We start from the raw sequence: 13,407 nt of genomic DNA, 5'->3' as shown, positions 1-13,407 counted from the left end.
GTAGCTTTCGCGAAGTAACCGGCGAGGCTTTTAAACACAGGCGTGTTTAAGTGTAGGAATCGATATCCAGCGTGTACGGTGCCCCGACGGTGTGCCCGTAGATCGAAGCCGTCAGCGCGTCCTGATCCGGTTCCTCGGGCGCCACGGCCAACGGGTTCTTGACCTTGTTCTCTGGGTGCGCCAGCCAACGATCAACGTTTTTCTTCAATTCGGGCTGTTCCGACAGCGATCCGTAAAGCGCTTGTGCGCTAATCCTCTGAGGATGAATGCTTTTCAGGCGTGCGACTGTGGTCTCAACCCTGCTCTTTTCAAGGTCCAGTGCGCGAATGTTGTTCGTCTGGGTTCTGGCGTAAGCCTGCGAACGCACGCTTAAATTACGCTCTATCGCTCGTAACTCGGTGGTGATTTGTGCCAGTGAATCCTTGACCCAATTGAACTCGCTTTCAGTGATACGCGTACGTTTCTCGTCGTGCGCCTGCTTCCATCGCAGCAGAACCGCCCAGCACGCCGGAACGTAACCACCAGTCATCGAATGATTGCCGGCCTGGAATATCTGCGCCAGCAAGGGCGGCCGATCCGGCAGCCCGTTTTTCTGCTGAATCGCCAGGGTGCACGCCGCATGTTGGGTGATGGTGTCGCAACCGGGTTCCCACATGAACGCGGACTTTTCCCCACCACTCAATCGCACCGGCATGAAGTGCTGCAACTTGCCATGGTGATCGTAGGGCTCGCCCGTCCAGTTCGTGATGCCCGTAAAAAACACCGACATCCCGACCGGCACGTTAGCAAGCGTCAAAGCCAATCCCGTCGTGAAGACACCGGGCTTGGTGTCCATCCAGGTGCCCGGCACGCTCGGCACCGGATCGTTGTGATTGACGACGCGGTGATGCACCAAATCCTTCGCGCCGGCGACGAAATTGGCATCGCCCGCGCGGGGGGCGCCGTAGGTGTAAAGCTGGAGGGAATAGTCGAAGCCTGGGCGACGACGCAGCATTTCGGAGAGCAGCAACGCAACGGCACCGCCGAGGCTGTGTCCGCAAATCATGAGCTTCTGTCCGGCGTAAAACTTTTCGAGGTAGTTAACAACGAATTCGTAGGCTGTCTGCGCAGACTCGTAGAAACCTCGATGCACTTTGCTGTCGGTGCCTTCAAACGGCACTTGGAATGCGTCGGCATCGCGCAGTCCATCCGCTATAAGTTCGTAGGTGCCGCGTACCGCGATCAAGATCAGTTCGTCATTGTGGGTAATGAATGCTTGAGTATCGGTCGACTCTGCGCCAAGTGTTCTGTCATCGAGAAAGTGAATTTTGGCAGGGTGTTCCTGAACGCTTTCTTGATCGACTGCGTTGACCTTGTAAAGGCCTGGATCGAAGGGCACGATCTCCAGACGCTTGGAGTACGGCACATCCTCATACAGAGGGTAGAAGGCGCTTTTTTGCGCCGCGTCGACACGCCACAACTCATCACCCTTGGCCAACGCATCGCCGAACCAATTGCCCACGCTGGGTTGTACCGGGAAGGTTACGGTCGTCGTTTCAACCGTATGACCGTCGGGCTGCTGCCCGAAAGGGCAATAACTCAGCGTCGCCATCAGCGCGAGCTGGTAGAGATTCAGTGCACAAAACGCCGGGTCGGTCGACAGCATGGGGCGCAACGCTCGCAGAGGTCGCACTTCCAGAACCGTGTGTTTGAGGGGCATCAGCGCAACGCCGAGCTTCCCATGTTCACCCATGGTTCTCGCTCTATTCGGGCTATGGGGATAATGACGATAGACCTCGGGCGGCAGGTGTGAAACATGCCTGACCAAATGACGCACTTCTACTTGGAGGAACTCGTCTGCGCAGTCTTGTGCGGGGTTTGTCCGGGTGCGGGTTGAGTTTTGGTTCAGATAGCGGGTTTGTTCGGCTCGGACCTGAAGTTCAGTGATCTTGAGCGGATAGTGAGGTCTAGCCTGTAGAAAAACATAGTTTTTTTCACTACCTTCGTACGGTTGATTGAGCAAAACTGCTACAGGTCCCGCAGAGTGATCCGTGATTGTGGCTGAACCAGAAATATCCAAGTGGCCGCTGTATTTAATGCCCTCCGAGTCAGTCGCTGTAAAAAGTAAACCAGCATAAGGCTCACCTGATCCGAATTCATCGACCAGCTGAAAAGTGCTCCAGTTGCTTTGTAACGGACAGGCGAGCACGCGACTGCTCAAGCGTGATTCCAACTCTTTCTCGAATGACGTCATTTCAAAATCTCCTTATTCTGTGCAGCCCGGGTAAATGGTGCATTGCCGTCCATCCGGCATGCGAAAACTGCTGAAGTTCTTGTCATTTCCAAAGCAAAAGGCGTATTGGTCTTCAAAGTTGTCTCCCATGCAGCGTTTCCAGCCACCATTTACATTGACCCAGGTGTCGCCAATGGCCGGGCGCTCCTCATCCGCAAACGTAATTTTCATCTTCACGGTCTTACCCGGTAGTTGATCGAGGCTGTACCCCGAAACTGGGCAGCCACGTTCCGACTTGCCTTGTGCGTTCGCTTTTTTGCAATCAAGGATTTTGACAATGCGTCGCTGCGCACCCGAAGTGCGAAACAACCACTGACAATGACCATGAAAAGTACTTTCACCCGCTTCATTGAACGTGCCCTTGTCCTGTTCCTCCAGGTCATCGCGGACGATGACCATTGCGCTGTCCCCACCGATATCCCCCCGATGTGTCCAATAGGAGGCATTGATATCCAACTTGATGCGCCTGATCACCAGCGGACAGCCACTGACTATCCTGTACATAGCGATTTCGGAGTCCGGTGTGTAACTTTCGCGCCATTTCATGTTGTACCCGACGGCCGTATTCCTGCCTCCAGGCACGGTGCAGGTTTCACCTTTGGCCGGCACATACTCGGCGATGGCCTTATAGGCAAAGTTGGGAGGTAAATCGGCGGTGAAGGTGAATGTGTCCGGCTGACTCTTGGCACAGCCAGTGATTAATGTGAGGCAGCAACTCAAAGCTGAAATTTTCAGCAGCAAGTTCTGCTGTGTAGAAAAGATTGGCATGTGATGAATCTCCTTATTCCGTGCAGCCGGGGTAAATAGTGCAGATACGGCCATCTGGCATTTTGAAAGTGCTGAAGTCGGAATGATTTCCAAAACAGAACGCATCCTGATCTTCAAAGCCTTTTCCCATGCATCGCTTCCATCCACCGGGAACTTCCACCCAGGTATCACCCCAACCAGGCCTTTCCTCGTCGGCCAACGTAATTTTCATCTTCACGGTCTTACCCGGTAGTTGATCGAGGCTGTACCCCGAAACTGGGCGGCCACGTTCCGGCTCGCCTTGTGCGCTCACTTTCTTGCAATCAAGGATTTTGACAATGCGTCGCTGTGCACCCGAAGTGCGAAACAGCCACTGGCAATGGCCGTAGAAAGTGCTTTCACCCGCTTTATTGAACGTGCCCTTGTCCTGTTCCTCCAAGTCATCGCGGATGATGACCATTGCGCTGTCCCCACCGATATCCCCCCGATGTGTCCAATAGGAGGCATTGATATCCAACTTGATGCGCCTAATCACCAGCGGACAGCCACTGACCGTCCGAAACATGGCAATTTCAGAATTCGGTGTGTAACTTTCACGCCATTTCATGTTGTACCCGACGGCCGTATTCCTTCCCCCAGGCACGGTGCAGGTTTCACCTTTGGCCGGCACATACTCGGCGATGGCCTTGTAGGCAAAGTCGGGCGGTAAATCGGCGGTGAAGGTGAATGTGTCCGGCTGCCCAGTCGAGCAGCCCATGGTCAGCGCAAGGCAACAGCCCACACTCGCGGTGCGTGATGCATAGCTCATATCGGCGCTTCCCCCCGCCAAAACCCCACCAACTGCCGCACCCGTTCAAAGTGCTCCACCGAACTCTCATCACCCCGCACTCCCCACTGCGGCGACAACGCGAACCCCGGCGCCTGCAAGCTCTGAATCAACAGAAATTCCAACTGTTCCGGCTCTGTCCAACCCCACTCATCCGCCAGCGCCAAACGCTTGCGCAACCACGTGTCAGGGTCATGCACTTCGGCGAGGTTGGCGTAGACCTCCACGTGTTCGGCCAGCAAGTAACGATGGGCATTGAGCCGGCGAATTTCCGAGGCCTGGGGTTGGGGAAAGGGAGTGCGCAGCCAGAGTGGGCTTTCCGGTACGGGGTACATACCGGGTGCAGGGTTTTTAGTGGTTTGCCAGGCTGTGCCGTCCCAGTAGCAGACGCTGATCGCCGCCCCGAGGAAGGCCGGATATTCTTCAGTCGGCAGATGTTTTAGCGCACGACTCAACACCCGATTATCGTGAAAGCGATACAGCGCCTGATAAGGACGCGTGCCTACGATCAAGCGCTCTTGCCAGTGTTTGACACATTCGCACAATGCACCTTTTTCCACGCTCGCGAGCCAGCCCCAATTGCGTTCGGGATGATCCAGCAGGTCGTCGAGGCGCCTGTCACCGGATTGTTCCAGGGTGAACATGTAAGGGCCGGCGTCGGCCAGGTTTACGAGGGTGGTGCCGTTGTAGACGCTCAAGTATTGGTCATGTCCGCTGGACTTCATCAACAGCTGACGGGTTTCGCGTTCGCTCTGGGAGTCGAGCACCAGGCACAGTTCAAGGCCCAAGCGGCGCTGTTCGTTCATCCATGGGCGGGGGAGTGTATTGATCATGCGGCAGCTCCCTCCGTTGGGCAGACGCCTTCTCGACAGGCTTCGCAGATCGGGCAGAAATCCGCCGCCAACGCACTGCTTGCCGCCATCAGTGCGGGTTGGGAAGACGCGAACATTGGTGGCAGCTCGGGCGGTACCGACAAGCCATCAACTGACCGAGGCGCAGCGACTGAAGCGGCTGGCACGCGCATGGGCGCACCACCCATCTGGAGTGCGCTGCTGCCGAATATTCCGCCGCCGCCTACCTGAAAATGTTCACCGCCGGCTTCGATCGAGAACTTGGCCGCGGCTTTCAGAATGATCAGATCGGCTTCAATAACAATTACCCGGCCTGCGCTGAACGCCAGCGTTTGATCAACTTGGGTGTGGCTATTGCCGGCAACTTGCAGGAAATCGTTGCCCTTGAGCTGTACATACCGGTCACCACTGGTGGTGCGATGCTCCGTGGCTTGCAACACGGTAACGCTGTCGCCTTTGACGGTGGTGCGCAGCTCGTTGCCGACCTCCAGACGGCTGTCGTTTTCTATTCGCTGCTCCATGTCCCGCTGCGCGCGCAGGTAAATCAATTCCTGGCCGGCACGGTCTTCGACGTGCAGTTCGTTAAATCCGGTGCTGTCGGGCGAGCTGTGGGAGCGGAAGACGCTGCGGGTTTTGTTGGCAGGTAGTTCGTAGGGCACCGGGTTGGCGCTGTTGGGGAGGCAGCCGATGATTTCGGGATGATCAGGGTCGCCGTCCTGAAAGCTGACCTGTACTTCCATGCCGACTCTCGGCAAGGCAACGCCGCCGAAGGCATTGCCGGCCGAGAGGGAGGAGACCCGCAGCCAGCAACTGCTTTTATCGTCAAAGCGACCTTCGCGGTCCCAGAAGAACTGCACCTTGACCCGACCGTACTCGTCGCAGTGGATTTCCTCGCCTTTCGGGCCGGTGACCACGGCGGCTTGAGTGCCGGCGATTCGCGGTTTTTCGTGGGTGAGTGGCGGGCGGTAGATCGCGTCCCAAGGGGTGGCAACGAACTGGTTGCGATAACCCTGAAAATCTTTGTCAGCTTCGGTACGCGTGTACGCCGCGTACTTTTGCAGGACTTGAGGTTGCGTACCTTCGTGCTTGATTTCGGTCAGCAACCAGAGGTCGTTCCATTCTTCCTCCGAATGTTCGGACAGTGGCAGAAAGTATCCCGAGAGCAGTGTGGGTTGATCGCTTTTACCCCGCGCCACCTGGCATTCGGCGCCATAACGTTCTTGCGCGCGTCGACTCAACAGCTTGCCGCGATCACGCTGGGTGAACCGGCTGGGGTACTGGTAATCCTCCAGATCCGGCTGAGCTTTGGAAACATCGGACCTGCTCTCGGCCTCCAGCACAATGCGCGCTTTGCTGAAGTCATAATCGCGGCGAGTGGTGCGGCTGGTGCCGGCTTTCACATGCACGTCAAAGTGGTTGATCACAGGCTCTTCGGCGACCAGGCCACTGTCATGCTTGTAGCGTGTCGGACGGTCAAGTCTGGGGAAAACGGTCTGATCGTCGCCAAACACCAACACATGCTTTTCACGGCTGTGCTGGAAGTGGTAGTGCAAGCCTTCCTCCTGGCAGAGGCGCTCGATGAACTGGCGGTCTGACTCCCGGTACTGAACACAATACTCACGGGCCGGATAAGCGTTGCCCAACTGAAACTGATGGAAATCACGGTGGATGCCGTGGTCTTCCAGCACCTGCGCAACGATCTGCGGGACGGTCATTTGCTGGAAAATGCGGCAATTGGTGCGGTGGTCCAGATAGGCCAGTCGAGGCACCAGCGTCACGCTGTAATGCGTCAGGCCATTTCCGAGACTGCCTTTGCTTACACAATGAATTTGCCCATGAACACCGTTGCCGGCGTCGTTGAACGCGAGAAAGGCTTGTTTGTGCAGCAGGTCATTCTGGTTCAGGTCCCGCTTGTCGCTGACCAGTTCGATCTCAAAGGCGTAAGGCTGGCTGATGAACTCCTCGCCGGTGAACTTGAGCACCTGAAGGTCATGTTGAACGTCGTCGATCGTGAGGCTGAAACGGGCGTGAGCGTTTGCATTGAGCATTCAGGGTTCCTTTTCCTGTGGCTTGGCACAGGCTCCGGAACGTTGATGTAACAGGTGCAAACGACCTTCCATGGCCATCACCACAAAACGTCCGGAGCCGGGTCAGTAGCGAAGCTACCAAGGGCCGGCATGAATTGCTGTCAGAGGAGTTGCCCATTTATGCGTTTTCGGAAATTTCCTACCCCGTCCGGTTTCAATCTGTAGGAGTTTGGCTTCTTGCGAAGGCACGTCTGTGGCGAGGGATGAATCCCCTCACCACAGATTTCTTGCCCGCACGAGATTTGCTTGACTGAACAACGCTAGGTTTTTTCAGGCTAGGCGTTTTCATGCCTCGGACGTCACTGATCCTTCTCGCAATTGACCATCCACGACACGCCAAAGCGGTCCACCAGCATCCCGAAGCGTGCCGCCCAGAAGGTCGTTTCCAGCGGCATTTGCACGCTGCCGTCTTCCGCCAGCGCGTTGAACACTCGCTCCGCCTCGGCAATGCTGTCGACATTCAGCGAGACGGAACAGCCGGCCATGTCATCTGTGGGGCGATCGGGCGTGGTGTCCGAGCCCATGATCGCCTGATCGCCCACCGACAGGCGGGTATGAATGATCAGGTTGTGCAAGTCCGCCGGAAAGTGCTCGCGCGCCGGGCTTTCACCGAAGGTCATCATGAGCTCGATCTGGCCTTGCAGGGCCTGGGCATAGAAGGTGAACGCGGCTTTGCAGTCGCCGTTGAAGATGAGGTAGGGATTGATTTTCATTGTTTTGCTCCCGGTGATAAAGGAAGCAGAGGTCGACGATTTCACCTCTGGCTCTGCGCGGCAGTTGGACTCCATCAGCAAAGCGTTAGAGGTGAGGATTGGCAACATTCGTTTAGATGTTTTTCCTATTGCGGAGGTTCGGCTTATGGCTCGCGCCTGTGCATTCAGGCCGCTGCGCGTGGCGCCGCCGGCCGCAGCAAACGCTCAATGGCGCCACCCACAAGGTTTTCGAGCAGTTCATCACGCTCGCACGCATCCAGCGAATGCTGCGCCAGCCAGCTCGGTGCGCTGTTCAGCAAGTTGGCGATAGCGTGTCCGGCGGCACGTTGCGCTTGTTCGCTCAGACGGGGTTTTGTTCCGAGCATCAGCAGCAATTTGCGTTCGTACTGCTCACGCAAGTGGCTAACACGTTCCTGCTGCTCGTCATTCAAACAACCGCTGTCGCGTTCCACCAGGCGAAAATGCCAAGGCATTTCCTGATGCAGGTTCAAGTGCGCGCGGATCAGGTTTTGCAGCTTGTCGCGTTTCGCTGAAGCCTTTTGGTCGATCCGCCCGAGCGTCGACAGCAGCTCTTCGTAGAACTCCTCGATCAGATCGAGCAGCAAGTGCTGCTTGCTGGGGTAATGGTGATACAACGAGCCCGGGGAAAGCCCCAGGCACGTCGCGAGCTCACGTATGCCGACCTGCCCGAAACCCTTGCTGGCAAACAGCTCCAGCACCTTGTCCCGGTATTCGGCAAAACGTGAGCATCGCTCAAGCATAGGCATGGAAGCCGCGCCCCGTTTTGCGGCCCAGGTAACCGGCGGCGACCATTTCCTTGAGCAGTGGCGCGGGGCGGTATTTGCTGTCGTTGAAGCCGTCGTAGAAGGCTTCGAGAATCGCCAGGACGGTGTCCAGGCCGATCAGGTCCGCCAACGCCAGCGGGCCGATGGGCTGGTTGCAACCCAGGCGCATGCCGGCGTCGATGTCTTCGGCGCTGGCCAGGCCTTCCTGAAGTACCATGATCGCTTCATTGATCATCGGCACCAGAATCCGGTTGACCACAAATCCCGGACGGTTGCCGGCGGTGATCGCGGTTTTGCCGAGGGTGGTCGCCATGTCCAGCGCCAAGGCGTGGGTGGCGTCGCTGGTTTGCAGGCCACGAATCACTTCAATCAGGCCCATCACCGGCACCGGATTGAAGAAATGCAGACCGATGAAACGCTCAGGCTGGCTGACGCTGGCGGCAAGCTGCGTGATGGACAGCGACGACGTGTTGGAGGCGATCACACACTCGGAGCTGACCTGCGCGGCGATCTGTTGCAGCACGCGCAGTTTCAGGTCGAGGTTTTCGGTGGCGGCTTCGATGACCAGTTGCACGTTCTGCAGGCTGCTGTAATCGGTGCTGATGCGGATCTTGTCGAGGGCGGCGAGCTTTTGCTCCTGGGTCAGGGTTTCCTTGGCGATCTGCCGATCGAGGTTTTTTCCGACCGTCGCAAGGGCCTTTTGCAGGGCGCTTTCGGAGATGTCGATCAAGGTCACATTGAAGCCGGCCAGGGCGCAGACTTGCGCAATGCCGTTACCCATGGTGCCTGCGCCGATCACACCGATATTTTGCAGATTCATGTACACATCCTTCCGGTCAAACCCTGCGATACCTTGGCCGATGCAACGGCCGAAGGCGTACTATTGGCCGCGAGTCTAGAACTGGCAGGGCGGTTGTCCTATGCCGAAACTGTTCAACGGTGCTGGTGTTTTTGGCCATTCGGGTGATGAGGAGCGAAGCGTTCAGATGCGGGAAAAGGACTCGGTGGCCGCCTACTTTGTGCAGGCGATGATCCATGGGCTGGGGGACAATTCTCAGCGGCGGCGAGCTGCGCTGGAACAGGCAGGTATCGATCCCGCGTTGATCGAGCAGCCAGTGGCACGGGTGCCTGCCAATGCGTTTGCCGCGCTGTGGTTGATCCAGATTCGCGAACTGGACGACGAATTTTTCAAACTCGATTCCCACGGCATGCCGCCTGGCGCCTTCGCTTTGATCTGCCGCGCCTTGATTCAGGAACCCGACCTGCATAAAGCCATGCGCCAGTGCCTGAACAACTTCGCCCTGTTCCTCCACGACTTTCGCGGCACGCTGACGGTGCGCGGCAAACGTGCCGTGATCAGCCTGGACACCCGCGCGCAGGACGACGATGTCGCGCGTTTGGGCGAAGAAACCTTTCTGGTGCTGATGATCAGCCTGATGTGCTGGCTGGGCGGCCGACGCATCCCGATCGACCGCGCGGACTTCCGTCACGAGCGCGTGTCCCTCAGCGATGACCGTTTGCTCTGGGGGCCGAACCTGACCTTTGGCGCCGAGCGCACCGAAATCGAATTCGCCAGCCACTACCTGCGCTTGCCGGTGGTTCAGGACCTGGCTACGCTGAAAGTGTTTCTGCGAACCGCCCCGCAATGGCTGGTGATCCGCTTCCGCAATCAACATGGCCTCGCGTCGCAAGTCCACCAGCGCCTGCGCAACAGTCATTACAGCCAGTGGCCGACCTTGCAGGCTTTTGCCCTGGAACAACACCTCAGTCCCAGCACCTTTCGCCGCAAGCTGGAGCGAGAGGGGTGTTCGTATCAAGAGATCAAGGATGAGGTGCGGCGCGGAGTTGCTTTTGAGCAGTTGAGACAGAGCACGGCCAGCATTGGCGACATTGCCGAGCAACTGGGTTTTCAGGAACCGAGTGCGTTTCATCGGGCGTTCAAGAAGTGGACGGGGGAGAGTCCGGGGCGGTATCGGGCGCGGTTTCAGGAGCAGATGATGTCGGATCTGGATTGAGTCTTGTCCTCCACCTTCAAGAAGAGAATTCGAGAGACCGCGCAAGCGCAATCGATAAACATGCCTGCCCTATCCCGCGTCACCTCATTACTTGACCAGGCCAGACGCGCCTTGCTCCTTGTCTGGGCGACTTCTCGCGGGTTGTTCCTGGGCCTGGTGCTGGCCACCCTGATCGCAGGCATGCTCCCGGCGCTGGCTGCCTGGCTGGGCCAGCGCATCGTCGACGCGGTGGTCTTCGCCATGCAGTTGCACGCGCAGCAAGGCAGCGCGCCAATGTGGCCAGTCTTGCGTTACGTGCTGTTTGAGGCCGGTGTGCTCGCGTTGCTTTCCGCGACCCAGCGCGCCCTGTCGGTTCAGCAATCGCTGTTGCGGGTGCAGCTGGGGCAGAAGGTCAACACGATGATTCTGGAGAAGGCCCAGACGTTGTCGTTGGTGCAGTTCGAAAATTCGGAGTTTTACGACAAGCTGGTCAGGGTCCGGCGCGAGGCCTCGACGCGGCCGCTGGCGCTGGTGATGAAGTCACTGGGGCTGATCCAGAACCTGATCGTGCTGATCAGCTTCGGTGTGTTGCTGGTGCATTTTTCGCCTTGGGCGCTGGTGTTGTTGCTGGTCGGTGCCTTACCTGTGTTTTTTGCCGAAGCGCATTTCTCCGGTGACGCTTTCAGGCTGTTCACTCGCCGTGCGCCGGAGAGTCGGCGGCAGAACTACATCGAGACGCTGCTCTCCCACGAGGCCTACATCAAAGAGGTCAAGTTGTTCGGTTTCGCGCCGCTGCTGTTGCAGCGGTATCGCGACACGTTCGCGCGTCTATACGCCGAGGACCGTCGGTTGACCTTGCGCCGGGATGGCTGGGGTTTTGTGCTGGGGTTGCTGGGCACGGGGGCGTTTTACCTGGCTTACGCGTGGGTGGTGGTCGCCACCGTTCACGGCAGTATCAGCCTCGGTCAGATGACCATGTACCTGGTGCTGTTCAAGCAGGGGCAGACGGCGGTCAGCAGCAGCTTGAGTGCCATCAGCGGTCTTTATGAAGACGGTTTGTACCTGTCGAGCCTCTATGAATACCTGGCTGAGCCCGTCGTCGCGGATCCCGGGCACCTCACCGAGGGTGCGGTGCCCGGTGATGGTTTGCGCTTCGAGAATGTCGGTTTCCGCTATCCGGGGGCGAGCCGTGCCGCGCTGGAGGGGATCGATCTGCACCTCGTACCGGGGCGCAGTGTGGCGCTGGTAGGGGAGAACGGTTCAGGCAAGACCACGCTGATCAAGCTGCTGACTCGTCTGTACCGTCCCGATCAGGGCCGCATTCTATTGGACGGCAGCGATTTGCAGGCGTGGGAACAAGGCGCACTGCGTCGGCGTATGGGTGTGATTTTTCAGGACTACATCCGTTACCAGTTCTCCGTGGGCGAGAACATTGGCGTCGGTGACACCCTGGCGTTCAATGATGAACAACGTTGGCAGGAAGCCGCCGCCGAGGGCATGGCCGCGCCTTTCATCGAGCGCCTGGACCGTGGGTATGCGACGCAATTGGGCCGCTGGTTTGCGGGTGGGCAGGAACTGTCCGGCGGGCAATGGCAGAAGATTGCCTTGTCGCGCGCTTACATGCGCCGTGATGCCGACATACTGATTCTTGATGAGCCGACTTCAGCCCTCGACCCGGCGGCGGAAGCGGCGGTGTTCGAGCATTTCAGCGAACACACCGAAGGTCGCATGACGCTGCTGATTTCCCACCGGTTCTCCAGTGTGCGCAATGCCGATCACATCATCGTGCTGGATCAGGGCACGATCCTCGAGCGCGGCGACCACGACAGTCTGGTGGCGGCGGGCGGGCGATACGCGCAGTTGTTCCACCTGCAGGCGCAAGGTTACCGATAGCCATCAGGAGTCTTGAGCACCGCGAGTCATTGGCGGTCCGGCCATCTGCGGCGGTTTTGCCCTCATCAAACCCTCGAGTGCCTGGCGATACTGGGTGCTGCCCAGACTCATGCTGTTGTTGTGCGTACCACCCGGCACCAGCAGCAGGCGTGTTGTCTGACACTCCGCCTTCGCAAGCAAGCGTTGCTCCTACAGGAACCGCAACACAATCTTGCCAATGTGATCACCACCTTCCATCCGCGCCCTGGTCTCGGAACCGCTGGGGCGCGGGCGAATCGTCTCGAGCCGGAGTTCGGGCCTGCTGGTGCGCCGCCCGCTCCCACAAGGGCGGTGTTTCAGCGTTATGGCATTTCAGGCAGTTCTTGCGCACGCAGGTCGAACACCAGCACTTCGGCATCCACGCCGTTGCTCAAGCTCAGCAGCTGTTCATCCCGAACCCGCACGCCATCGCCTTCCTGCAATTGCATGCCGTTGAGTTCGACACTGCCGCGAGCCACATGCACATAGGCATAGCGATTGGCGGTCAGTTCCAGCGTGGCGGTTTCCTTGCCGTCGATCAGCCCGGCATACACCCGTGCATCCTGACGCACCTTCAGTGAACCGTTTGTCCCCTCGGGAGAGATGATCAGTTGCAGACGGCCGCGTTTTTTCTGCGTGCTGAAATGCTCTTGCTGATAGCGCGGTTTGGCGCCGCTGACGTCCGGCACAATCCAGATTTGCAGGAAGTGCACGCCACGCGTGGCCGAGTGGTTGTACTCGCTGTGCGCCACGCCGCTGCCGGCGCTCATCAATTGCACGTCACCGGGGCGGATCACCGAACCGGTGCCCAGGGTGTCCTTGTGTTCCAGGGCACCTTCGAGCACATAGGAGAAAATCTCCATGTCGCGGTGCGGGTGCTGGCCAAAGCCCTTGCCGGCCGCGACGCGATCATCGTTGATCACCAGCAGATCGGAAAAACCCTGCTCTTTCGGGTTGCGGTAGTTGGCGAAGGAAAAGGTGTGGAACGACTTCAACCAACCGTGATTGGCCGCGCCGCGATCGGAAGCTTTGCGAAGGGTCAGCATGATGAAATCTCCTGTTGGGACGTTGATTCGTCCGAGTGAGGAGAAGGTTAATGTTTATCGTTGGGTGCAATAAGTAGGTGGAAATTGAAATACTGTCCCTCTCAAGTTGACAATAATGGACAGGCTGTTCCCGTTACATTTGGCCATAATGCACAGCACTGTCTTGATGCCGTGC

The 13,407-nt window shown here is 58.1% G+C and carries 11 protein-coding genes and 1 pseudogene; 2 read left to right on the top strand and 10 right to left on the bottom strand.

The features are described from left to right. Positions 1 to 46: 46 nt before the first annotated feature. The 8 genes from ACYZT9_RS16930 to ACYZT9_RS16895 form a co-directional block, all read right to left on the bottom strand. Positions 47 to 2,233, bottom strand: a complete 2,187-nt coding sequence (locus ACYZT9_RS16930; RefSeq protein ID WP_462006576.1) for a lipase family protein — start codon at positions 2,231 to 2,233, stop codon at positions 47 to 49. A gap of 12 nt (positions 2,234 to 2,245) precedes the next feature. After that, positions 2,246 to 3,040, bottom strand: coding sequence for a hypothetical protein (locus tag ACYZT9_RS16925; RefSeq protein ID WP_462006575.1), 795 nt, complete (start codon positions 3,038 to 3,040; stop codon positions 2,246 to 2,248). A 13-nt stretch (positions 3,041 to 3,053) separates the two neighbouring features. After that, positions 3,054 to 3,827 (bottom strand): hypothetical protein, encoded by a 774-nt coding sequence (locus ACYZT9_RS16920; protein ID WP_462006574.1) that lies wholly within the window; start codon positions 3,825 to 3,827, stop codon positions 3,054 to 3,056. Then, complete coding sequence (locus ACYZT9_RS16915; protein WP_462006573.1) at positions 3,824 to 4,678, bottom strand: DUF4123 domain-containing protein; 855 nt, start codon at positions 4,676 to 4,678, stop codon at positions 3,824 to 3,826. Before ACYZT9_RS16915 ends, ACYZT9_RS16920 begins: the two co-directional genes overlap by 4 nt. Further along, on the bottom strand, positions 4,675 to 6,744 hold the full coding sequence (locus tag ACYZT9_RS16910; protein ID WP_462006572.1) for a type VI secretion system Vgr family protein: 2,070 nt from the start codon (positions 6,742 to 6,744) through the stop codon (positions 4,675 to 4,677). The genes ACYZT9_RS16915 and ACYZT9_RS16910 overlap by 4 nt, the downstream gene beginning before the upstream one ends. A 338-nt stretch (positions 6,745 to 7,082) precedes the next feature. Further along, positions 7,083 to 7,496: a VOC family protein gene (locus tag ACYZT9_RS16905; protein WP_462006571.1), complete on the bottom strand. Its 414-nt coding sequence runs from the start codon at positions 7,494 to 7,496 to the stop codon at positions 7,083 to 7,085. Between the two features lie 164 nt (positions 7,497 to 7,660). Further along, the gene (locus tag ACYZT9_RS16900; RefSeq protein ID WP_462006570.1) at positions 7,661 to 8,263 is read right to left on the bottom strand and encodes a TetR/AcrR family transcriptional regulator; all 603 of its coding nucleotides are present in this window, start codon (positions 8,261 to 8,263) and stop codon (positions 7,661 to 7,663) included. Continuing rightward, positions 8,250 to 9,101, bottom strand: coding sequence for a 3-hydroxybutyryl-CoA dehydrogenase (locus tag ACYZT9_RS16895; RefSeq protein WP_462006569.1), 852 nt, complete (start codon positions 9,099 to 9,101; stop codon positions 8,250 to 8,252). Before ACYZT9_RS16895 ends, ACYZT9_RS16900 begins: the two co-directional genes overlap by 14 nt. Before the next feature lie 166 nt (positions 9,102 to 9,267). On the opposite strand from ACYZT9_RS16895, the gene ACYZT9_RS16890 reads away from it, so the two are divergent. Then, positions 9,268 to 10,296, top strand: a complete 1,029-nt coding sequence (locus tag ACYZT9_RS16890) for an AraC family transcriptional regulator (RefSeq protein ID WP_462010244.1) — start codon at positions 9,268 to 9,270, stop codon at positions 10,294 to 10,296. 60 nt (positions 10,297 to 10,356) lie between these two features. Further along, positions 10,357 to 12,168 (top strand): ABC transporter ATP-binding protein, encoded by a 1,812-nt coding sequence (locus tag ACYZT9_RS16885; RefSeq protein ID WP_462006568.1) that lies wholly within the window; start codon positions 10,357 to 10,359, stop codon positions 12,166 to 12,168. A gap of 3 nt (positions 12,169 to 12,171) precedes the next feature. On the opposite strand, the pseudogene ACYZT9_RS16880 reads toward ACYZT9_RS16885, so the two are convergent. Continuing rightward, a pseudogene (locus tag ACYZT9_RS16880) lies at positions 12,172 to 12,321 on the bottom strand (alpha/beta hydrolase); the annotation flags it as partial. Between the two features lie 188 nt (positions 12,322 to 12,509). After that, positions 12,510 to 13,232: a pirin family protein gene (locus ACYZT9_RS16875; protein ID WP_462006567.1), complete on the bottom strand. Its 723-nt coding sequence runs from the start codon at positions 13,230 to 13,232 to the stop codon at positions 12,510 to 12,512. Between the last annotated feature and the right edge of the window lie 175 nt (positions 13,233 to 13,407).

It is taken from the genome of Pseudomonas sp. ZT5P21, from assembly GCF_054897785.1.
Note: the sequence above shows the minus strand (reverse complement) of the source record. Positions and strands in the feature narration are given on the sequence as shown.